At 68.6% G+C, this 20,687-nt stretch carries 17 protein-coding genes; 3 read left to right on the forward strand and 14 right to left on the reverse strand.

What is annotated here, in order from left to right:
• Positions 1-37: 37 nt before the first annotated feature.
• The gene (locus VGN58_RS14820; protein ID WP_055937350.1) at positions 38-1,084 is read right to left on the reverse strand and encodes a rod shape-determining protein; all 1,047 of its coding nucleotides are present in this window, start codon (positions 1,082-1,084) and stop codon (positions 38-40) included.
• Positions 1,085-1,403: 319 nt separating this feature from the next.
• Here VGN58_RS14820 and VGN58_RS14825 point away from each other — a divergent pair, with 319 nt between their 5' ends.
• Both VGN58_RS14825 and VGN58_RS14830 read left to right on the forward strand, forming a co-directional pair.
• Positions 1,404-2,336, forward strand: coding sequence for a carbohydrate kinase family protein (locus VGN58_RS14825; protein WP_327483945.1), 933 nt, complete (start codon positions 1,404-1,406; stop codon positions 2,334-2,336).
• A gap of 190 nt (positions 2,337-2,526) precedes the next feature.
• Positions 2,527-3,966 carry a diguanylate cyclase gene (locus VGN58_RS14830; RefSeq protein WP_327483946.1) on the forward strand — a complete coding sequence of 480 codons (1,440 nt, stop codon included), beginning with the start codon at positions 2,527-2,529 and terminating at the stop codon, positions 3,964-3,966.
• A 35-nt stretch (positions 3,967-4,001) separates the two neighbouring features.
• Here the strand turns inward: VGN58_RS14830 and VGN58_RS14835 are convergent, their stop codons facing one another.
• From VGN58_RS14835 to VGN58_RS14875, 9 genes are all read right to left on the reverse strand, one after another.
• On the reverse strand, positions 4,002-4,661 hold the full coding sequence (locus tag VGN58_RS14835; RefSeq protein WP_327483948.1) for an HAD family hydrolase: 660 nt from the start codon (positions 4,659-4,661) through the stop codon (positions 4,002-4,004).
• Positions 4,652-5,389 carry a hypothetical protein gene (locus VGN58_RS14840; RefSeq protein ID WP_327484676.1) on the reverse strand — a complete coding sequence of 246 codons (738 nt, stop codon included), beginning with the start codon at positions 5,387-5,389 and terminating at the stop codon, positions 4,652-4,654. Before VGN58_RS14840 ends, VGN58_RS14835 begins: the two co-directional genes overlap by 10 nt.
• A 2-nt stretch (positions 5,390-5,391) precedes the next feature.
• Complete coding sequence (locus tag VGN58_RS14845; protein ID WP_327483949.1) at positions 5,392-6,372, reverse strand: alpha/beta hydrolase; 981 nt, start codon at positions 6,370-6,372, stop codon at positions 5,392-5,394.
• Between the two features lie 3 nt (positions 6,373-6,375).
• On the reverse strand, positions 6,376-8,307 hold the full coding sequence (locus VGN58_RS14850) for a M1 family metallopeptidase (RefSeq protein ID WP_327483950.1): 1,932 nt from the start codon (positions 8,305-8,307) through the stop codon (positions 6,376-6,378).
• 63 nt (positions 8,308-8,370) lie between these two features.
• Positions 8,371-9,132 (reverse strand): bifunctional demethylmenaquinone methyltransferase/2-methoxy-6-polyprenyl-1,4-benzoquinol methylase UbiE, encoded by a 762-nt coding sequence (gene ubiE / locus VGN58_RS14855; protein ID WP_327483951.1) that lies wholly within the window; start codon positions 9,130-9,132, stop codon positions 8,371-8,373.
• Between the two features lie 44 nt (positions 9,133-9,176).
• Entirely contained in the window at positions 9,177-10,745 is a 1,569-nt protein-coding gene (locus tag VGN58_RS14860) for a hypothetical protein (protein ID WP_327483952.1), read from the reverse strand.
• A gap of 40 nt (positions 10,746-10,785) precedes the next feature.
• The gene (locus VGN58_RS14865; RefSeq protein WP_327483953.1) at positions 10,786-12,423 is read right to left on the reverse strand and encodes a hypothetical protein; all 1,638 of its coding nucleotides are present in this window, start codon (positions 12,421-12,423) and stop codon (positions 10,786-10,788) included.
• Positions 12,424-12,736: 313 nt separating this feature from the next.
• On the reverse strand, positions 12,737-14,392 hold the full coding sequence (locus VGN58_RS14870; protein ID WP_327483954.1) for a hypothetical protein: 1,656 nt from the start codon (positions 14,390-14,392) through the stop codon (positions 12,737-12,739).
• Between the two features lie 272 nt (positions 14,393-14,664).
• The gene (locus VGN58_RS14875; RefSeq protein ID WP_327483955.1) at positions 14,665-16,311 is read right to left on the reverse strand and encodes a hypothetical protein; all 1,647 of its coding nucleotides are present in this window, start codon (positions 16,309-16,311) and stop codon (positions 14,665-14,667) included.
• A 141-nt stretch (positions 16,312-16,452) separates the two neighbouring features.
• On the opposite strand from VGN58_RS14875, the gene VGN58_RS14880 reads away from it, so the two are divergent.
• Entirely contained in the window at positions 16,453-16,908 is a 456-nt protein-coding gene (locus VGN58_RS14880) for a nucleoside deaminase (RefSeq protein ID WP_327483956.1), read from the forward strand.
• A gap of 18 nt (positions 16,909-16,926) precedes the next feature.
• Here VGN58_RS14880 and VGN58_RS14885 read toward each other — a convergent pair whose 3' ends face one another.
• From VGN58_RS14885 to xerC, 4 genes are all read right to left on the reverse strand, one after another.
• Positions 16,927-17,265, reverse strand: coding sequence for a zinc ribbon domain-containing protein YjdM (locus tag VGN58_RS14885; RefSeq protein WP_327483957.1), 339 nt, complete (start codon positions 17,263-17,265; stop codon positions 16,927-16,929).
• Positions 17,266-17,451: 186 nt separating this feature from the next.
• Positions 17,452-18,840, reverse strand: a complete 1,389-nt coding sequence (gene hslU / locus VGN58_RS14890) for an ATP-dependent protease ATPase subunit HslU (protein WP_327483958.1) — start codon at positions 18,838-18,840, stop codon at positions 17,452-17,454.
• 105 nt (positions 18,841-18,945) lie between these two features.
• A complete protein-coding gene (gene hslV / locus VGN58_RS14895) occupies positions 18,946-19,497 on the reverse strand; it encodes an ATP-dependent protease subunit HslV (protein ID WP_298127729.1) in 552 nt (183 codons plus the stop codon).
• A gap of 205 nt (positions 19,498-19,702) precedes the next feature.
• Positions 19,703-20,578, reverse strand: a complete 876-nt coding sequence (xerC, locus tag VGN58_RS14900) for a tyrosine recombinase XerC (RefSeq protein ID WP_327483959.1) — start codon at positions 20,576-20,578, stop codon at positions 19,703-19,705.
• Positions 20,579-20,687: the final 109 nt, after the last annotated feature.

Here is a 20,687-nt window from a genome sequence, read left to right on the forward strand (position 1 = left end):
CTCACTTCTCACTCCTCGCCACTCGTTCCTGCCTTCCTCATTCCGGCGCGAAGAACTCGTTGCCGTGCATGTCGACCAGCTCCAGCGCACGGCCGCCACCGCGGGCCACGCAGGTCAGCGGGTCGTCGGCCACCTGCACGTGCAGGCCGGTCTCTTCGCTGATCAGGCGGTCCAGGTCGCGCAGCAGGGCGCCGCCGCCGGTCAGTACGATGCCGCGCTCGGCGACGTCGGCGCACAGCTCCGGCGGGGTCTGCTCCAGCGCCAGCTTGACCGCGCTGACGATACCGGACAGCGGCTCGTGCAGGGCCTCCAGCACTTCGTTGGAGTTGATCTTGATCATCTTCGGCACGCCCTCGGCGAGGTTGCGGCCGGAGATCTCCATCTCCTGCACCTCGGCCTGCGGGTAGGCGCAACCGATCTCCAGCTTGATGCGCTCGGCGGTGGCTTCGCCGATCAGCATGCCGTGGTTGCGGCGCACGTAGTTGGTGATGAACTCGTCGAAGCGGTCGCCGCCGATGCGCACCGACTGCGAGTAGACGATGCCGTTCAGCGAGATCACCGCCACCTCGGTGGTGCCGCCGCCGATGTCGATGACCATCGAGCCGCGCGCCTCGGTCACCGGCATGCCGGCGCCGATCGCGGCCGCCATGGGTTCTTCGATCAGGTAGACGTCGCGCGCGCCGGCCTCCTCGGCCGATTCCTTGATGGCGCGGCGCTCGACCTGGGTGCTGCCGGCCGGCACGCACACCAGCACGCGCGGACTGGGACGCAGGAAGCGCGACTTGTGCACCTTCTTGATGAAGTACTTCAGCATCGCCTCGGTATAGGTGAAGTCGGCGATCACGCCGTCCTTCATCGGGCGGATGGTGGTGATGTGGCCCGGCGTGCGGCCCAGCATCTGCTTGGCCTCGGCGCCCACCGCCGCGACCGAACGCGAGCCGCCGATGGCACGGTCCTGGCGCACCGCCACGACCGACGGCTCGTTCAGCACGATCCCCTGCCCGCGCACGTAGATCAGGGTGTTGGCCGTGCCCAGGTCGATGGACAGGTCGTTGGAGAACATGCCGCGGAGCTTCTTGAACATCGGGGGACGGGTTCCTGCTGGGGGCTGGAAAATCGCGCGGGGCTGGCGATTTTTTGGGCAAAAAACAAGTCGGCTAGCCTAACAATCCGGCATGGTGCGGGCAAGGAAAAATCTCGTAAATGCACAGGAAAAACCGCGCTTCGCCGAACGCATGCGCGGTCGTGGCCCGCACCGCTCCGCCGTGCCGCGACGTCGGACAAGACTGGCCGCCGCCCGGTCCAGCCGGTAACCTTCGCACCGGCGCGCCGGGAATGGGGCGCACGTCCCGCTTTTCCTGCGGCCCGGGACGGCCGCACCCGCCCTCCAGCCGAGTCTGCCGATGTCCGCACTGATCTGTGGTTCCCTTGCCTACGACACCATCATGGTGTTCCCGGACCAGTTCAAGAACCACATCCTGCCGGACAAGGTGCACATCCTGAACGTGTCGTTCCTGGTGCCGCGCATGCGCCGCGAGTTCGGCGGCTGCGCCGGCAACATCGCCTACAACCTCAAGCTGCTGGGCGGCGACCCGGTGCCGATGGCGACGGTGGGCCAGGATTTCGGCCCGTACCGCGAGCACTTCGTCGAGCAGGGCATCACGCTGGATCAGGTGAAGGTGATCGACGAACTGTTCACGCCGCAGGCCTTCATCACCACCGACCACGACAACAACCAGATCACCGCCTTCCATCCGGGCGCGATGATGCGCAGCTACGAGAACCACGTGAAGGACGTGGCTGGGGTGACTTTCGGCATCGTCAGCCCGGACGGGCGCGAGGGCATGATCCAGAATGCCGCCGAATTCGCCGACGCCGGCATCCCGTTCATCTTCGACCCGGGCCAGGCCATGCCGCTGTTCAACGGCGAGGAACTGCGCCACTTCATCGAACTGGCCGACTACGTGACCGTCAACGACTACGAGTCCAACCTGCTGCAGGAGCGCACCGGCTGGAGCGAGGCCGACATCGTCCAGCGGGTGAAGGCCTACATCACCACGCGTGGTCCGCACGGTTCGCAGATCCATACGCCCGAGAAGACCTTCGACATCCCGCCGGCGCACGAGCGCCGGGTGACCGACCCGACCGGCTGCGGCGACGCCTTCCGCGCCGGCCTGATCTTCGGCATCGAGAAGGGCTACGACTGGCTCACCATCGGCCGCATGGGCAACCTGATGGGCGCCCTGAAGGTCGAGCATCCGGGGACGCAGAACCAGCGCTTCGACTTCGACGAATTCAACGAACAGTTCAAGCAGCAGTTCGGCTACGCGCTGTAGGCCGGCCGCGGCCGGGCGTGGGCGGCGACGCCGTCCGCGATGTGCACGCCCCTCTCTCCTGCGCCTCAAATGTGACTCGACGTTTCCCCCGGGATGGTCGCCACCCGGACCTGTTTGTGACGTAAGGTTAGCGCCGGGGAAGCGGCGTTCGGTGCGCTGTCCCGCGCAGTCGGCAACGGGCAGGGGCAGCATGGTCGTGCAGCATCGGCAACCTTTTTCGCAAGACGTCCCCGTCTCCGCCGTTGCCACGTTCCGCCAGCTCGCGCTGCAGGCCCTGCTGATCGTCGCGGTGGTCTTCATCGCCAGCGGACTGGGCATCCTGACCCGCCCCGAGCACCAGCTGGCCGCGTTCTGGCCCACCAATGCGCTGCTGCTGGGCCTGTTCGCCCGGCGTCCCGCCCTCGCCTCGCCGGCCGGCTGGGCTGCCGCCGCGCTGGGCTATGTCGCGGCCGACCTGCTGACCGGCAGTCCGCTGTTCACCACGCTGCGCCTGACCACCGCCAACCTGGCGGGCGTGGCGGCCGGCTTTCTGGTGTTCCGCCGGGTGCGCCACGAGGACCGGCAGCTGCAGCATCCGCTGTCGATGCTGTCGGTGCTGGCGGTGTCCGCCGCCGCGGCGCTGGCGGCCGGACTGGCGGGCAGCCTGACCTCGTCGATGAAGCTGGGCTTCCTGGCCACCAGCGGCTTCTGGTTCTCGGCCGAGCTGGTCTGCTATGTCGCCATCCTGCCGGTGGTGTTGCTGGCACCGGCGCCGGCCACGCTGGGGCATGCGCTGCGCGAGCGCCTGGTGCGGCTGCGGCGGCGCCCGCTGACGGTGATGCCGCTGCTGGCGCTGCTGCTGACGATCCTGCTGGGCGTGGCGATCGGCGGCCCGGGCGCCATCGCCTTCCCGGTTCCCGCGCTGTTGTGGTGCGCGCTGGCCTACCGCCTGTTCACCACCGCCCTGGTCACCCTGCTGCTGTGCGTGTGGACGCTGATGGCGATCGCCACCGGCGTGATCGATCTGCAGCTGCAGGGCGATGGCCCGCTGCCGGTGATCTCGCTGCGCATGGGCATGGCGCTGCTGGCGGTGGCGCCGCTGACCGTGGCCAGCGTCAATGCGGCGCGCAACCGGCTGCTGGCCACGCTCAACCACGCCGCCGACCACGACCCGCTGACCGGCACGCTGAACCGCGCCGCCTTCCTGCGGCGCGGTCGCGAACTGGCCGAACGTGCGCAACGCACGGGCGGTACGGTGGTCGCGATGATGCTCGACATCGACCACTTCAAGTCGGTCAACGACCGCCACGGCCATGCGGCCGGCGATGCGGTGCTGGTGACGTTCGCCACCCGCATGCGCGAACACCTGCGCGAGGACGGGCTGTTCGGGCGGTTCGGCGGCGAGGAGTTCGCGGCGCTGTTGCCCGGACTGGACGCCGACGCGGCGATGCGCGTCGCCGAGCGCCTGCGCCACCTGGCCAGCGAACCGATCACGCTCGACGACGGCCGCGTGCTGGACATCACCGTCAGCGTGGGCGTGGCGCTGTCATCCGCGTCGATGCACGCCGATGCGCTGGAGACGTTGCTCAGCCAGGCGGATGTGGCGCTCTATCGCGCCAAGGCGATGGGGCGCAACCGGGTGGTGTCGTAAGTGCATCGGGCGGCGCGATACGTCGCGCGGAAGGCTCATGCCGGATCGCGCCCGTCTCGCGCAGGCGCACGGTCGATCTCGGCCAGGATCGCCGCACAATCGGCCAGCCGCCAGGTCGCCCACGCCGACCACGCCTCATCGGTGTCGCCGACCAGCACGGTATGCGTGCCGGCGGCGCGACCGCACTCGATGTCGAACCGGTAGTCGCCCACCATCACCATCTGCGCCGGCGACACGTTCCAGCGATCCGCGAAGTCATGCAGGCCGTCCGGTGCCGGCTTCGGCGTCGCCTCGTCGCGCCCGATGATGTCGGTGGGGTCGAACACGCCCTCCAGACCGATGGCGCCCAACGCCACCGTGGCCAGTGGGCGCGCATTGCGGGTGAGAATGCCGAGCCGGCATCCCCGGCCGTGCAGCGCGCGTACCAGTGCCACCGCGCCCGGCGCCGGCGTGGCCGCTTCGGCCAGCGTGCGCTCGTGCCGCATCAGCCAGTCGTGCTTCTGGCGCGCCTGATCCGCCGGCAGCGCGGCGAGGTGGCCCAGGATGTCGGCGTCGGCCGGGATCTCCAGCGCACGCCGGATCAACACGAAGTCGTGCACCGGCGCCGTCAGCGTGCCGTCCAGGTCGAACACCCAGTGCCGCAGGTCCGCCAGCGCCGGCACGGCGGCGGGTGCCGCTGCCGGCGTCAGTCCCATCCCGGCATCTGGCTGCCGTCCAGTCCGCCGACCTCGAACACGGCCGTGCGCGGGCTGCCGTCCTTCACCAGGAACTCGACTTCCAGCACCTTCGTCTTGCGCACGAGACGCCACAGCGCCTTGTTGTCGTCGATGAACATCGCCGTCGCTTCGTCAGTATCCGGCCGGTGCGCCGCCATGCGCCTGGGCGCGGCGCTGTCGGCGACCAGGGTCACCTGGCAACGGGTGTAGCAGGCCTTCGCGAAGTCGCTCGCCTGCAGCACCAGGTAACTGCTCCGTTTCCACTCGGGGTGGTCGCGGAACACCAGCTGCACCGGCCTGGCGCCGCTGCCGTCCACGTCCACCGGCTCCTTGCTGTAGATCATCGCCGAACGCTGGATGCCCTTGCCGGCCGGCACCTGCGCGTAGGCCCACAGCGCTTCCATCCGCCGCTGCTCCCGCGCGGTCTCGGCCTTGGACTTCACCTCGTCCAGCGCAGGGCCGATGCGTGTGGCCGCGGTGCTCTGCGGGTACTGGTCGACCAGTGCGATGCCATGGATGCGCGCCATGTCCCAGTCGTTGGAGGCGACGGCGCTGTCGTACTTCTTCGCCAGCTCGTCGGCCTGCTGTTCCATCGCGGCCGTTTCCGCCGCCGCGGCGGCGGCGCGTTCGGCCTCGCGGTCGCCGCAGGCGGACACGGCCAGCGCGCAGGCCAGCGCCAGGGAGAAGGCGTGGGTCGTGTGCTTCATCGTCATCGGGGGGTTCCTTGCTGGATCAACAGGACGACCGCGGCCGCCACGTCGTCGGGTTTTTCCATGATGGACATGTGGCCGCAACCGTCCAGTGAAACCTGGATCGCCTGCGGCATCGTCTGTGCATACAGCGCCATCGCGCTGTGATCGATCACGCGGTCCTGCCGGCACCACAGCAGCAGCGCCGGCTGGCGGATCGATGCCGCGCGCTCGCCGGGCAGGAAGCGCTCCTCGCTGCGTCCGATACGGTCCAGCACCTGCTGCTCGAACGGCGCCTGCGCGATGCGCCAGTCGATCACCGCCTTCGACGCCGGCCACGGAATCGCCGGTTGTGCCGCCCGATCGTGGAAGACGGTGTCCAGGTAACGTTGCAGCGAGGCCGCGTCATGCACCGCGAACGGATTGCGTCCGGCCAGCACCTCCAGGCCGAAGGCGTTGTCGGCGAAGCGCACGCCCGCCGCGTCGATCAGCGCCACGCGTGCGACCAGCGCCGGGTGGTCGGCGGCCGTGATGGCCACGATGCCACCGCCCATCGAATGCCCCAGCAGCACGACGGGACTGCCATCGCGGCGGACCGCACGCAGGAAGTCCGCCAGTCTCGCGGCCTGTGCGCGGAAACCGTAGTCGGCCCCGGCGATGCGCTGGCTTTCGCCCCATCCCGGCAGGTCGGGGATGACGAGCCGGTAGCGGCCGCGCAGCCGTTCGGCCAGCGGATACCAGTTCTCCTTGCCGCCCGTGAAGCCGTGCACCATCACCACGGTCGCTGCGGTGGGATCATCCGCATCGCTTTCGTCGTAGACCCAGCGATGGTCGCCCGCCACGACGTGCCGTTCCGACAGGCCGATCCACCACCCCTGCAGCGCAAAGCCGTTGCGCAGCGGCGCCATCGGGTCGCGCCACAGCCAGACCGCTGCCACCGCGCAAACAAGAACGGCCGCCAGCAAGGCGACCGTCCGTGTGCGGGTCAGGCGCAACGCCATGGCTTACGGCGCCGCCGGGGCCTTCGCCAGCAGCGCTTCGACCGAGCCGGTCGTGATCGGGTGGTAACCCGGCCGGGCACGCGCGAAGCTCTCCTTCGCCAGCGCCAGGCCTTCCGGCGTCTTCACCAGCTCCTCGTAGATCGGCATGATCAGCTTGCGACGGCCGACGCGCTCGATGAACTTCGCGATCTCCGGCTGCGCGTCCACGTAGCCGCTGCGGATGGCCAGCGGATACCAGCGCATCGCGATCTCGCCATTGGCGGTACCGGTAAAGCCGTAGGCGCCGTCGAGCTGCTTCAGCTGCTCGACCGTGAGCTTCTCGCCCATGCCCTCGAGGAAATGCACCCACTGCTGCGTCACCCAGGCGTCGGTCAGCTGCTTGTTCGGCAGCTGGCCGCTGCCCTGCCAGGCGATGCGTGCGGTGTCGGTGTTGGAGAAGCCGCGCGACTGCACCTGCGGCGCGTTGGCGGGAATGCCCGTGCCGTAGACCCAGGCCTGGATCTCGGCATCGGTCACCAGGTTGGGATGCTTGTCGAACAGGTGCTTCTTCGCGTAATCGAGGAACTGCTCGGTGGTGATGCTCTGGAACGCGAAATGATCGAAGTAGCCGCGCAGGAAGGCGTCGAACGCCTGCCGGCCGAAACGCTCTTCCAGGAACTGCAGGAACCACGCGCCCTTGTCGTACGACACCGCGCTCAGCGCGTCGTCGGCGTCCAGCTGCGTGCCCGGCTTGACCGCCAGCGACTGCGTCGCCTCCGGCATGGTGCCGATCTCCTTCTTCAGGCTGTTGCGGGCGATCGCATACTCCATGCTCGCCTGCTCCTTGCCGTACAGCGCCTCGACGATGCGGTTCTCGACGTAGCTGGTGAAGCCCTCGTTCAACCAGCCGTGCTTGGCGCTGGAGAAGGTCACCAGGTTGCCGGACCAGCTGTGCGCCAGTTCGTGCGCGATCAGCGAGACCAGCGTCTTGTCGCCGACGATCACGGTGGGCGTGATGAAGCTCAGGCGCGGGTTCTCCATGCCGCCGTACGGGAACGATGGCGGCAGCACCAGCATGTCGTAGCGGTCCCAGCGGTAGGGGCCGTACAGCTGCTCGGTGGTGGCGATCATCTTCTCGGTGTCTTCGAACTCCTTGGTGGCGCGGTCGACCATCGCCGGCTCGGCCCACACGCCGCTGCGCGCGGAGATCGGCTTGAACACCAGGTCGCCGGCCGCGATCGCCATCAGGTACGAGGGGATCTTCTGCGGCATCTTGAACGTGTAGTCGCCGTCGCGCGCGGCGGCCGGGTCGTTGTCGGCGCTCATCAGCACCATCACGTCCGGGCGCGAGGTCACGTGAGCGCTGTAGGTGTAGCGCACCTGCGGCGTGTCCTGCAGCGGCACCCAGCTGCGCGCATGGATCTGCTGCGACTGGCTGAACATGAAGGGCAGCTGCTTGCCTTCGGTCATCTCCGGCGTCAGCCACTGCAGGCCGGAGGCCTCCGGCGAACTGGCGTAGGTGACGCGGACCTTGGCGTTGCGGGCCGGCGTCTCGATGGTCAGCTTGCTGCCCAGCACCGCATCCTTGGCGGCCAGCGCGTACTGCAGCGGCGCCCACTCCTCGGCACGATCGGCCTGAGCCTGTCGAAGGCCTTCGACCTTGGCGATGGTCAGGTCGCGCGTGTCCAGCACCAGCTGGGTGGCGGCCTTGTCCTTCCAGTCCAGCGTGTAGGTCGCGGTGCCGCCGATGGTCTTGGCGTCGAAATCGACGGCAATATCCAGCGCCAGGTCGTAGATGGCGACCTTCTGCGGCTCGGCATACGAATGCTCGTCGCGGTCGACCGGTGCCTGGACGGCGGGCTTGGGGGTGGCGGCCACGGGGGTGGGGTCGGGTTCCTTGGAACAACCGGCCGCCAGCACGGCGGCACAGGACAACAGCAAAGCCAGAGAACGCATCAGGGGACTTCCAGCGCTACAGGGGAATGCCCAGTTTACCGCGCCATGGCGCGGCCGCCCGGTTCAGACCTTGTAGCCGGTGTGGATGGCGACGATGCCGGCGGACAGGTTCTTGAACCCGGTCCGGGCGAAGCCGGCCTCGTCCATCATGCCCTGCAGTTCGGCCTGCGGCGGATGCTTGCGGATGCTTTCGGCCAGGTACTGGTAGCTGCCGGCGTCCTGTGCGAACAGCTGCCCCAGCTTCGGCAGCACCTTGAACGAGTGGAAGTCGTAGACCGGCTTGAACCAGTCCACGGTCACCTCGGAGAACTCCAGCACCCGCGCCTGCCCGCCCACCTTCAGCACCCGGTGCATCTCGCGCAGCGCGGCCGCCTTGTCGGTGACGTTGCGCAGGCCGAAGGCGATGGTCACCAGGTCGAAGCTCGCGTCCGGGAACGGCAGCGCCTCGGCGTTGCACTGGACGTATTCCAGTCCCTGCACCACGCCGCGGTCGGTCATGCGGTCGCGGCCCACCGACAGCATGCCGGCGTTGATGTCGCCCAGCACGATCTGGCCGGTGTCGCCCACGCGGTCCTTCAACAGCGCCGCGATGTCGCCGGTGCCGCCGGCCAGGTCGAGCACGCGGTCGCCTCGCTTCACCTGGCAGGTGCTGACGAAATACCGCTTCCAGACCCGGTGGATGCCGAGACTCATCAGGTCGTTCATCAGGTCGTACTTGCCGGCGACCGAGGTGAAGACTTCGCCGACCAGCTTCTGCTTGTCCTTGGCGGCGACGTCGCGGAAGCCGAAATGGGTGGTGCCGCGTTCGTAGGGGGATTCGCTCATGCCGGGATTATCGCACTCCCCGGCCCGCGCATTCCTCACAGCGCTCAGCGGTGCCGCGGCAGCAGGCGCATGCGGGCCGGCTCGCGCAGGCCGGAGGGCGCCTGCGGGGGCGTGGCCGGTACGCGCTGGAGCAGCGGTGGTGGCGCGGACGACGCCTGCGCCGTCGCGGCCGGCGCTTCGCGGGCGGGCATCGGCAGGCTCATCACGCGCGGGCGCGGGCCGATCCGCACCACGAAGCCGTGATCGGTGGCGGACACGACCTGCAGGTGATGGCGGCCATCGGGCGTGCTCCAGATCTCGCCCGGCCTGAACATTGAGCCTTCGTTGTTCGACAGGTCCGCCGGCGGCAGGTCGGCGTCGATGCTGCGGGCGATGCCGTAGTCCTGCAGCGTGTGGATGATCACCGCATCGCCGGCCAGTGCGGCTTCGTAGGCGCCTGCCCGCCGGCGCGCTTCGATGACATGGATGACGGTGCGGTAAGGGTCGGGCTGGGGCACGCCCTCCAGCACGATCATCTGCACGCCGTCCGCGTCGCGCAGGCCGGCCACGTCCAGGGGGATCTCGTGCACCTGCCGGTTGTCCATCCCCAGTACGCGCTTGCGCGCATCGGGCACCCAGCCCAGTCGTTCGCGCTGGATCATGCCCGGATGCTTGGGCAGCAGGCCGTAGACCGCATCGTGGGTCGCATGCCGCCACGCGTCGCTCATCACGTCCCAGGGGTTGTCATGGGTATCGGTATCGCCATCGGCGTTGTCCGAGTGCGGCAGCCCGTAGCCGTGTCCCATCTCGTGTGCCAGGCCGGCCAGGTTGGCGAAGGCCCAGGGGGGGCTCCAGGTCGCACGCATGCAGCGGTATGCGCCCTCCAGCTCGGCGCAGGCGCCGCCGCCCCAGGCACGGCCATCGAGTTCTGCGTTGAACATCAGGTTGATGCCCTGCACACCGCTGAAATCGACCTCGGCATCGGCCTGCGCGGTGCAGTCGGCGAACAGGGCATTCAGGTCGACCTTGAGCACGCCATTGACGCTGGCGACGTAAGCGGCGCGGGCGCGTGGCAATGCGTACCAGCCATGGGCCGAACTGCCGGCCAGGTCGATCCGGCCGTAGGACACCTCGGACCAGTAGTGCCCGAGCTGGCCCGGCGCCGACCCGTACTGCTGCTGGAAGAACGCGCGCGGCTTCGGCTCCCCCGCCACATCGGCGAACCGGCACATCACCGTGACCCAGCGCGTGCTGCCCTGCACATTCGCGGCCGCGAGCACCCGCCCGCTGACGTGCCGGTCGGCATCGCGCGCGACCGCTGCGTCGGCGGGCACGATGGCGTCTATCCGCGCCGCGTGGAGACCGGGCGCATACGACACCGCCACCCGCCGGTTGGCGAGCGCGTACAGATCGCCGGCGGCGCGCCGGGACTGCGCGGTATCCAGCGGCAGGCGGACACCCGACCCCACGTCGAGCCAGGCCTCGAACCGCGGCGTCGCACGTTCGCCACGCGTGGCCGGCGCCGGATCGCCCCACTGCAGCTGCAAGGTGCCCTGCACGATCTGCTGCGCCGCGGCCACCCACGGCAGGCCGCACAGCACCAGCAGCATCGTCCTGCGCAGGACGGAACGCACGTAACGCGAAGGCCGCCTCGTGGCATCCATCGCACGCGCCTCAGCGAGCCAGGACCGCGCACAGGGTAGGCAGCCGCAGCAACCGCGGCAGCACGTCGCAGCGACGGTCCTGTGCGCGGGCCCGGCGCGCCGGCGGCGAGGCCTTCGGTGCGGAAGCCGGCGATGCCGTCGCGCGCGTGGCCGCTTGCCCGGCCGACACGGTCGACCTGACCAGCACCGGCGATGGCGTGCTCATCGCGCGCGGCCGGGGTCCCACGCGCACCAGGAAGCCCTGCGCCGTGATCGACAGCACCTCCACCCAGTGCCGCTCGTCCGGCGTACGCCAGCTTTCGCCGACGCGCAGCATCGAGCCTTCGTTGTTCGAGAAATCCGCCAACGGGATGTCGGTGTCGATGCTGCGGGCGATTCCGTAGTCCTCCAGCACATGGATGATCACCGCATCGCCCGCCAGCCTGCCGTCGTAGCTGCCGTGGCGGCGGCGCGCCTCCAGCACATACACGACGGTGCGGAACGGATCGGGCTGCGTCGGCTGGACCAGCACCAGCATCTGCGCGCCGCTGCCCGCGGCGCCGTCCGCCCAGGCCAGCAGCACGTCATGCGTGGCGGCGTTGTCGGCGGCCAGGACGCGCTTGCTGTCCGGCGCCACCCATCCCAGCCGGTCGCGCTGCGCCATGGTCAGCTGCTTGGGCAGCAGCCCGTACGCGGCGTCGCTGACCGCGTTGCGCCAGGCGTCGCTCATCAGGTCCCAGGGATTGTCGTAGGTATCCGCATCGCCATCGGAATTGTCCGAATGCGGCAGGCCATAGCCATGCCCCATCTCGTGCGCCAGCGGGGCGAGATTGCTGAAGGCCCAGGGCGGGTTCCAGGTGGCGCGCGTGCACTGGTAGCTGCCGTCCAGCGTTGCGCAGGCGCCGCCGCCCCACGCGCTGCCGTCCAGTTCCGCGTTGAACATCAGGTTGACGCCCTGCGCACCGCGGAAATCCACCTCGGCATCGGCCAGCGCCGTGCAGTCGGCGAACAGCTGCGACAGGTCGGCCCGGGTGCGGCCGTTCACGACGGACAGGTACGAAGCCCGCGTGCGCGGCAGCGTGTACCAGCCATGCGCCGTGCTGCCGGCCAGGTCGATGCGGCCGTAGGACACGGCGGACCAGTAGTGGCCCAGCTGCCCCGGTGCATCGCCGTACTGGGACTGGAAGAACGCGCGCGATTTCTGTTCCGACGGCACATCGGCGAACTTGCACATCACCGTGACCCAGCGCGTGGTGCCGGACAACAGCGTCGGCGTGCGTCCGCCGACGCTTTCGCTGCGGGCCATCGTCCTGCCGGCCGATGCCTCGACCGGGACGATCGCACTGATACCCGATACCACAGGCATCGCGTTGCCGGCGCCCGCGGCGGCCATCACGTGCGCCGGTGCGCGGTAGGCCACCGCCACACGGCGGTTGGCGAGTGCGTACAGGTCGCCGGCGGCGACGCGTGCCTGCGCGGCATCGAGCCGGTAGCGCCGCTCCGGCCCCGCATCCAGCCACGCTTCGAACTGTGCCGCGCGCGGCGTGCCGTGCGCCACCGGCGGACCGTCGCCCCAGCGCAGCTGCAACACGCCCTGCACGATCTCGTCCGCGTGCGCCTCCATCGCCGCCGCAGCCATCATCGTCAGGCACGCGACGACACGCGGCATGGTCGCGCATACGGCGCGAATCCATCGGCCCCGGTACATTCCATTCTCCGAAAGCGCGCGGTGTCGCGCGACTACTTCGGACATCGCTCCGGGAGGCTCGATCCGGCAAAGGGATTGCCGTTCGCGACGGCGAATGTCGCGTTCTGGAATGCAGGTCGCCGTTCACCTGCGCCACGGTGCGCACTCCGTCGCGACGAATACGTATGCGTTCGTGTCCGCCGATTCCGTCGCTGTCACACCCGAATGCGACGACGTCCGCAGATGCGGAGCGTTGCGTGGCCGACGGTCCGGCGCGATCAGGGCTCCAGCCGGATCAGCGCTCCAGCAGGGCGCACAGCGGCGCCCTCCGCAGCAAGGACGGCAGTGCAGCGCAGGCACGACGATGCAGACCCGCCGCCGCGCGGATGACGGGCACCGACGGCGCCGGTGGCGTGGACGACGATGGACGCGCCGCCGGCGACGAGGACGCCGCGACGCTCGCGGGGCGCTCCAGCGCGGGCGCCGGCGAACTCATCGAGCGTGGCCGTGGCCCGACCCGCACCACGAAGCCCTGTGCCGTGGCCGACACCACTTCGACCCAATGCAGTTCGTCCGGCGTGTTCCAGCGTCCGCCCACCTTCAGCATCGAGCCTTCGTTGCTCGACAGCGTGGCGGCCGGCGTATCGCGGTCGATGCTGTAGGCGATGCCGTAGTCCTCCAGCTTGTGGATGATCACCGCGTCGCCCGCCAGCTTCGATTCATAGGTGCCGGTGCGGCGACGCGCTTCCAGCGTGTAGATCACCGTCCTGTAGGGATCCGGCTGCGCGGGCAGGGCCAGCACCACCATCTGCGTGTTCGACGTGTTGAGCACGCTGCCCGCATCCAGCACGAACTCGTGGGTCTCGCGGTTGCCGGCCTCGATCACGCGCTTGCGCGACGCAGGCAGCCAACCCAGTCGTTCGCGCTGGTACATGTTCGGATGCTTGGGCAACAGCCCGAAGGCGGGATCGCTGGTGGCGTTCCGCCACGCATCGCTCATCACGTCCCAGGGGTTGTCGTAGGTGTCGCCGTCGCCATCGGAGTTGTTGGAATGCGGCAGCCCGTAGCCATGCCCCATCTCGTGCGCCAGCGGCGCGAGATTGGCGAACGACCATGGCGGACTCCAGGTCACGCGCGTGCACCCGTAGACCCCGTCGAGCGTGCTGCACGCGCCGCCGCCCCACGCGTTGCCGTCCAGCTCGCCGTTGAACATAAGGTTCACGCCCTGGATGCCGGCGAAGTCGACCTCGGGGTCGGCCGCGCTGGCGCAGTCGGCGAACAGCTCCGACAGCTGCGCCTTCTGCTTGCCGTTGACGTCCGCCAGGTAGGCCGCACGCGGCTTCGGCAGCGTGTACCAGCCATGCGCGGTGCTGCCGGCCAGGTTGATCTGGCCGTACGACACCTCGGACCAGTAGTGGCCGAGCTGGCCCGGCGCATTGCCGTACTGTTCCTGGAAGAAGCTGCGTGGCTTCTGTTCGGCGGTGATGTCGGCGAACTTGCACATCAGCGTGATCCAGCGCGTCGCGCCGATCACCGGTGCGGACGCCATGACGCGGCCATCGGCGCCCATCGCCAGCGCACGCTGCGGCAGGCGGTCGGTCGGAACGATGGCGCTGATCGAAGCACGTGCGCCGGCCGCCGACATGACCTTGGACGACGCGGCGATGTCCGCGCGCACCGCGTACGACACCGCCACGCGGCGGTTGGCCAATGCGTAGAGATCGCCCGCCGCCCGCCTGGCTTGATCCACATCCAGTGCGACACGCCGTCCCGGTCCCATGTCCAGCCACGCGTCCAGCTGGGGTGGCGCCTGCACGCGGCCCGGCAACGCGCGCGGCGGATCGGCCCACTGCAGCTGCAGGGTTCCCTGCAGGACCGTTTCCGCGCGCAGCGGAAGCGACGGAAACAGACATGCCAGCACCGGCAATCCCGCGCCGAGGAGCACCCGCATGCTCCTGCGCCACGTGCCGGCCGATCGGTGGTTGACCACGCGCGACCCCATTCACGATGGACGGGTCGGAATGACGCCGTCATCGTGGGTGTCGGCTGCAAAGGTGAGTGCTTGAGGGGTGAAGGACGCGACAGGACACGTTTTCCGCACGGATGTCGCGAACTGCGATGCCGGTCAGCAAACGCGTGCGAAACGCATCCATCCGGGCCCCGACAGCGCCCTGGCGCGCGCTGTCGGGGCCGCACCCAGCGTGTCGGAAAAACCCCTACCGGTCAGCGTTCGCGCAGCGCGCAACCCGCCGGCGATCTGCGCGCATCCGACGCGCAACGCGGCGTGGACGCATCGCGCGCACGCGGACGCGTCCGGTCATCAATGACCGCGCGCGTGCCCGGCGTCGATGACGCAGACGACGGCGCGGGCGCCGCGACCGCCGCGGGCCGCACCAGCGCCGGCAACGGACTGCTCATCACGCGCGGCGGACCGACCGTCATCACGAAGCCGGTGGCCGTCTGCGCCTTGATCGTCACCGCATGCGAGGCTTCCGGCGTGACCCAGCGCTCGCCCACCTTGAACATCGAGCCTTCGTTGTTCGCGCGGTTGGCCGGCGGTGTGTCGGCATCCATGCTGTACGCCGTGCCCGACCGCTCCACCTTGTGGATGATCACCGCGTTGCCGGCCAGGTTGCCTTCGTAGGTGCCTTCGCGCTTACGCGCTTCCAGCGTGTACACCACGGTCGCGTAGGGATCGGCCTGCGGCGACAGCGACAGCACCAGCATCTGCGCATTGGCCGCGCCGGTCAGATGCGCGTAATCGAGAGCGATGTCGCGCGTGGCCAGATCGCCCAGCGGCACCACGCGCTGCCTCGCCGTGTCCACCCAGCTCAGGCGATGGCGCTGGAAGATGTTGATGTGCTTGGGCCGCGTGCCGTACGTGGTGTCGGCCACCGCGTTGTTCCAGCTGTCGCTCATCACGTCCCACGGATTGTCGTAGGTATCGCTGTCGCCGTCGGAATTGTCGGAATGCGGCAGGCCGTAGCCATGCCCCATCTCGTGCGCCAGCGGCGCCAGGTTGCGGAACGACCAGGGCGGATTCCACGTCACCCGCTTGCACAGGCGCGCGCCGCGCACGGTGGCGCAGCTCTGTCCGCCCCAGGCGAACCCGTCGAGGTCGCCGTTGAACATCATGTTGATGCCGACCGGCGCATTCAGGTCGACGGTCTCCGGCGCCGCCGAGGCGCAATCGGCGAAGAGCTTGTTGAGGTCCGCCTTGTCCTTGCCGTCCACCTTGGTCACGTAGGTCGAACGCGGGTTCGGCAACGTATACCACCCATGCGCCGTGCTGCCGACCAGGTTGATCTTGTTGTACGACACCTCACGCCAGTAGTGGCCCAGCTGGCCGACGCCTTCGCCGTACTGCGACTGGAAGAACGCCAGGTCCTTCTGCTCATCGACGATGTCGTTGAACTTGCACATCAGCGTCACCCAGCGCGTGGTGCCGCTGATCGGCGCCGCCGCCATCACGCGTGCGTTGGCCGCATGCACGGGCGCCGACTGGGTGACGCGATCGGCCGGCACGATGGCCTCGATCGCGGGTGCGGACGACATCACCCGCCCCTGCGCCGCGAACGCCACCGCCACGCGGCGGTTGGCCAGCACGTACAGATCGCCCGCGGCAAGCCGTGCCTGCACGGGATCGAGCGGCAGGCGGCTGCCGTCATCCTTCAGCAGCGAGGCGTTGAAGCGCGGCGAAAGACGGGGTTGGCCGGTTGCCGCAGGCGCGGGATCGCCCCACTCCAGCTGCAGCAACCCCTGCTCGATGGTCTGCGCGCGCAGCGCCGTCGCGAACGAGAGTCCGCATGCCACGGCCAGCATCGCCGTGATTCGCGCACCGCGCGACACCCTGTTGAGCTTCCCTTTCATGTTCCCCGGCTCCCCTGACCTGAACGCGCACCACGCAACGCACTCCGCGTTCTAACGGGTATGCGGCCAGGGCGCCGTGCGTGGCATCACACTCTCCACCTGTATGATCCCGTTCCCCCTCCAGCGTCGACGCAGGCCGCCATGAGCGCTTCTCCCGACTACCGTGCCCTTCTGGAAACCGCGATCAGCGAAGCGCGCCAGGGTCTGACCGAAGGCGGCATCCCGATCGGGGCGGCGCTGTATCACCAGGACGGGCGCCTGCTCGGCTGCGGCCACAATCGCCGCGTGCAGGAGGGCGACCCGTCCGTGCATGGCGAAACCGATGCGTTCCGCAAGGCGGGGCGCCAGCGCCGCTACCGCGACACGATCATGGTCACCACGCTGGCCCCGTGCTGGTACTGCAGCGGACTGGTGCGGCAGTTCAACATCGGCACCGTGGTGGTCGGCGAATCGGTGACATTCCAGGGCGGTATCGACTGGCTGCGCGAATCCGGGGTGGAGGTCATCGACCTGCAGAGCGAGGAATGCATCACCATGCTCGGCGACTACATCCGCGCCAACCCCGAGGTGTGGAACGAGGATATCGGCGAGGATTGAATCTCCGTCCCGCAGGGGTCAGGCCTTGCGCACGAATTCCGACTTGAGCTTCATCGCGCCGATGCCGTCGATCCTGCAGTCGATGTCGTGGTCGCCATCGACCAGGCGGATGTTCTTGACCTTGGTGCCGACCTTCACCACCAGCGACGAGCCCTTGACCTTCAGGTCCTTGATGACGGTGACCGTATCGCCGTCCTGCAACAGGTTTCCGTTGGCATCCTTGGTCACACGTTCCTCGTCGCCGGCAGGCGGCACGTCGGCCGACCATTCGTGACCGCATTCCGGGCACACCAACTGGCCACCGTCCTCGTAGCTGTACTCGGACTGGCATTGGGGGCACGGCGGCAGCGTCGACATGGCGGACCGGGAAGCGGATACAGCCGCGATTGTCGCATGCGTAGCGTGCGCCGCGCGCACGACCGCGTCTTGATGGGTTCATGCGGTCGTGCGCATGGCGCACGCTACAGGGCGTGCGGGCTGTAGCGTGCGCTGCGCGCACGGCCGCATGTAGATGGGTTCATGCGGTCGTGCGCATGGCGCACGCTACAGGATGTAGCGGCTCAGGTCGGGATCCTGCACCAGTTCGCCCAGATGCGCATCGACATAGGCGCGGTCGATGACGACGCTCTGGCCGTCGCGGTCCGGCGCCTCGTAGCTCAGCGTATCGAGCAGGCGCTCCAGCACGGTGTGCAGGCGACGCGCGCCGATATTCTCCTGGCGTTCGTTGACCAGCGCGGCGATCTCGGCAAGGCGGTCGATCGCGTCGTCGGCGAAACTCAGCGCCACGCCTTCGGTCTTCATCAGCTCCACGTACTGCTTGCTCAGCGCGGCCTTCGGCTCGGTGAGGATGCGGATGAAGTCCTCCTTGCTCAGCGCCGACAGCTCCACGCGGATCGGGAAGCGGCCCTGCAGCTCGGGAATCAGGTCGCTGGGCTTGGCCAGGTGGAATGCGCCCGAGGCGATGAACAGGATGTGGTCGGTCTTCACCGTGCCGTACTTGGTCGACACGTTGCTGCCTTCCACCAGCGGCAGCAGGTCGCGCTGCACGCCCTCGCGACTGACGTCGGCACCGCTCATGGTGCCGCTGCGCTTGGCCACCTTGTCGATCTCGTCGATGAAGACGATGCCGTGCTGTTCGCACGATTCGATGGCGGCGGCGCGGATGTCGTCCTCGTTGACCAGCTTGGCGGCCTCTTCCTCGATCAACTGCGGGCGCGCGGCCTTGATGGTCACGGTGCGCTTGTGGGTCTTGGCGCCTCCCAGGTTGGAGAACATCTGCCGCAGCTGCTGGCCCATTTCCTCCATGCCGGGCGGCGTCATGATGTCGACGCCAACGTTGGCAGCCAGTTCCAACTCGATCTCGCGGTCGTCCAGGTCGCCGTTGCGCAACTGGCGGCGCAGCTTCTGCCGCGTTTCCGACTCTTTCGATGACGGTTCGGCACCGATGTCGACGGTGGCCGTGGCGGCGCCGAAACCGAAGCCGTTGCCACCCGACGCATCACGCCGCGGCAGCAAGGCATTCAGGATGCGGTCTTCCGCCCGCTCCTCGGCCTGCGTGCGCATGCGCGCCTTGGCCTGCTCGCGGTACATCTTGACCGCCGTGTCGGCCAGGTCGCGGACGATCTGCTCCACGTCCTTGCCCACGTAGCCCACCTCGGTGAAGCGCGTGGCCTCGACCTTGACGAAGGGCGCATTGGCGAGCGTGGCCAGGCGGCGCGCGATCTCGGTCTTGCCGACGCCGGTCGGACCGATCAGCAGGATGTTCTTCGGCATCACTTCATTGCGCAGTCCGTCGTCGAGCTGCATGCGGCGCCAGCGGTTGCGCAGCGCGATGGCGACCGCGCGCTTGGCAGCCTGCTGGCCGACGATGTGGCGGTCGAGTTCCTGCACGATCTCGCGCGGGGTCATGGTTGAAGAGCCGGGATTGGTCATGGCCGTGATTCGTGATTAGTGATTGGGGATTCGTCAGAAGCGGTAGCAGAGGAAGGCGAGCGGCGCGAAGTTCGTTGTTGCCAATCACGCATCACGAATCACCCATCACAGCTCTTCAACGACCACGTTGCGGTTGGTATAGATGCAGATGTCGCCGGCGATGTTCAGCGACTCGACGGCGATGGACTTCGCGTCCAGTTCGGTATGCGCGAGCAGCGCGCGCGCGGCGGACAACGCGTAGGAGCCGCCGGAGCCGATGGCGATGATGCCGTCCTCCGGCTCGATCACGTCACCGGTACCGCTGATGATCAGCGAGGTTTCCCTGTCGGCGACGGCGAGCAGCGCCTCGAGCTTGCCCAGGCGACGCTCGGTGCGCCAGTCCTTCGCCAGTTCCACGGCAGCGCGCGTCAGCTGGCCATGCTTCTCCAGCTTGGCCTCGAACAGCTCGAATAGGGTGAACGCGTCGGCCGCCGCGCCGGCGAAGCCCGCCAGCACCTGGCCGTCGCGGCCGAGCCGGCGCACCTTGCGCGCATTGCCCTTCATCACCGTGTGGCCCAGCGTCACCTGGCCATCGCCGGCGACGGCGACATGGCCGTTGCGGCGCACGGACAGGATGGTGGTGGCGTGGAAGACGTTCGGGTTCTGGCTGGGGTCCATGGAGGCCTCCGGGGGGTTCTCCCAGAGGTGGGGACGCTGCCTCCGGGTTCAAGCATGACGTTTGGCGCCGTTGTGGGAGCGACGTGAGTCGCGACGGCGATCCCAGGACACCCGGCGACGTACGACACCCTCCTGACCGCGCCTGATACGGCTGTCTTGCCTGTTGATATCTGCGGTCGCGACTCACGTCGCTCCTACAAGGGACTCAGCGTTTCCGCTTCGCCCGCGGATGCGCGGCGTCGTAGACCTTGGCCAGGTGCTGGAAGTCGAGGTGGGTGTAGATCTGGGTGGTGGCGATGTCCGCGTGGCCGAGCAGTTCCTGCACGCCGCGCAGGTCGCCGGAGGATTCCAGGATATGGCTGGCGAAACTGTGCCGCAGCATGTGCGGGTGCACGTGCTTGAACAGGCCCTGCCGGTTCGCGAGTTGCTTGATGCGGATCTGCACGGCGCGCTGCGAGATCGGCCCGTCGCCGCGACCGGGGAACACGAAAGCCTCGTTCGCCGCCGGCCGTTCCTGACGCCATTCGGTCAGCGCAGCGCGCGCATGCGAACCGACCGGCACCTTGCGTTCCTTGCTGCCCTTGCCGAGCACCGTGACCATGCCGCCGGCCATGTCCAGGTCGCGCCAGCGCAGCGCGCACAGTTCGCTGAGGCGCAGACCGGAGGAATAGAACAGTTCCAGCAACGCACGATCACGCTTGCCCAGCGGTGCGTCGGTGGGAATTTCGACCAGCCTGACGGCCTCGTCCGCGTCCAGGACCTGCGGCAACTTGCGCGGGGCCTTGGGTGCGCGCAGCGCAGCGGCGGGACTGGCGGCGATGCGACCGTGCTTCAGCAGCCACTGGTAATAGCTGCGGCACGCCGACAGCCGGCGTTGCAGGCTTTTCGGCGACAGACCGCGCCGATGTTCGCTGGCGACGAAGCTGCGCAACTGTTCCGGCTGCATGTCGGCCAGATCCGCGATGTCCTGGGCGTGCGCCCATTCGGCCAGCGCGGCCAGGTCACGGCGATACGCGTCCAGCGTGTGGGCCGAGACGCGGCGCTCGACGTCGAGATGGGCGAGGAAGTCGGCGGTGGACATGGATCTTCCCTCCCCGTCATTCCCGCGAAGGCGGGAATCCAGCGACTTCGTGCTTCGGAAAGCCGGCGACACACTCGGCCAAAGGCACTGGGTTCCCGCCTTCGCGGGA

The organism is Pseudoxanthomonas sp. (assembly GCF_035999195.1).
Lineage (GTDB): Bacteria > Pseudomonadota > Gammaproteobacteria > Xanthomonadales > Xanthomonadaceae > Pseudoxanthomonas_A.

Excerpts from the sequence above, each read along its gene's own strand:
- xerC (WP_327483959.1), bottom strand. The coding sequence starts at position 20,578 with ATGTCCACCGCCGACTTCCTCGCCCATCTCGACGTCGAGCGCCGCGTC.
- hslU (WP_327483958.1), bottom strand. The coding sequence starts at position 18,840 with ATGACCAATCCCGGCTCTTCAACCATGACCCCGCGCGAGATCGTGCAG.
- VGN58_RS14850 (WP_327483950.1), bottom strand. The coding sequence starts at position 8,307 with ATGCGTTCTCTGGCTTTGCTGTTGTCCTGTGCCGCCGTGCTGGCGGCC.
- VGN58_RS14870 (WP_327483954.1), bottom strand. The coding sequence starts at position 14,392 with ATGCGGGTGCTCCTCGGCGCGGGATTGCCGGTGCTGGCATGTCTGTTT.
- ubiE (WP_327483951.1), bottom strand. The coding sequence starts at position 9,132 with ATGAGCGAATCCCCCTACGAACGCGGCACCACCCATTTCGGCTTCCGC.
- VGN58_RS14875 (WP_327483955.1), bottom strand. The coding sequence starts at position 16,311 with ATGAAAGGGAAGCTCAACAGGGTGTCGCGCGGTGCGCGAATCACGGCG.
- VGN58_RS14840 (WP_327484676.1), bottom strand. The coding sequence starts at position 5,389 with ATGAAGCACACGACCCACGCCTTCTCCCTGGCGCTGGCCTGCGCGCTG.
- hslV (WP_298127729.1), bottom strand. The coding sequence starts at position 19,497 with ATGGACCCCAGCCAGAACCCGAACGTCTTCCACGCCACCACCATCCTG.
- VGN58_RS14825 (WP_327483945.1), top strand. The coding sequence starts at position 1,404 with ATGTCCGCACTGATCTGTGGTTCCCTTGCCTACGACACCATCATGGTG.
- VGN58_RS14835 (WP_327483948.1), bottom strand. The coding sequence starts at position 4,661 with ATGGGACTGACGCCGGCAGCGGCACCCGCCGCCGTGCCGGCGCTGGCG.
- VGN58_RS14830 (WP_327483946.1), top strand. The coding sequence starts at position 2,527 with ATGGTCGTGCAGCATCGGCAACCTTTTTCGCAAGACGTCCCCGTCTCC.
- VGN58_RS14820 (WP_055937350.1), bottom strand. The coding sequence starts at position 1,084 with ATGTTCAAGAAGCTCCGCGGCATGTTCTCCAACGACCTGTCCATCGAC.
- VGN58_RS14880 (WP_327483956.1), top strand. The coding sequence starts at position 16,453 with ATGAGCGCTTCTCCCGACTACCGTGCCCTTCTGGAAACCGCGATCAGC.
- VGN58_RS14885 (WP_327483957.1), bottom strand. The coding sequence starts at position 17,265 with ATGTCGACGCTGCCGCCGTGCCCCCAATGCCAGTCCGAGTACAGCTAC.
- VGN58_RS14865 (WP_327483953.1), bottom strand. The coding sequence starts at position 12,423 with ATGCCGCGTGTCGTCGCGTGCCTGACGATGATGGCTGCGGCGGCGATG.
- VGN58_RS14845 (WP_327483949.1), bottom strand. The coding sequence starts at position 6,372 with ATGGCGTTGCGCCTGACCCGCACACGGACGGTCGCCTTGCTGGCGGCC.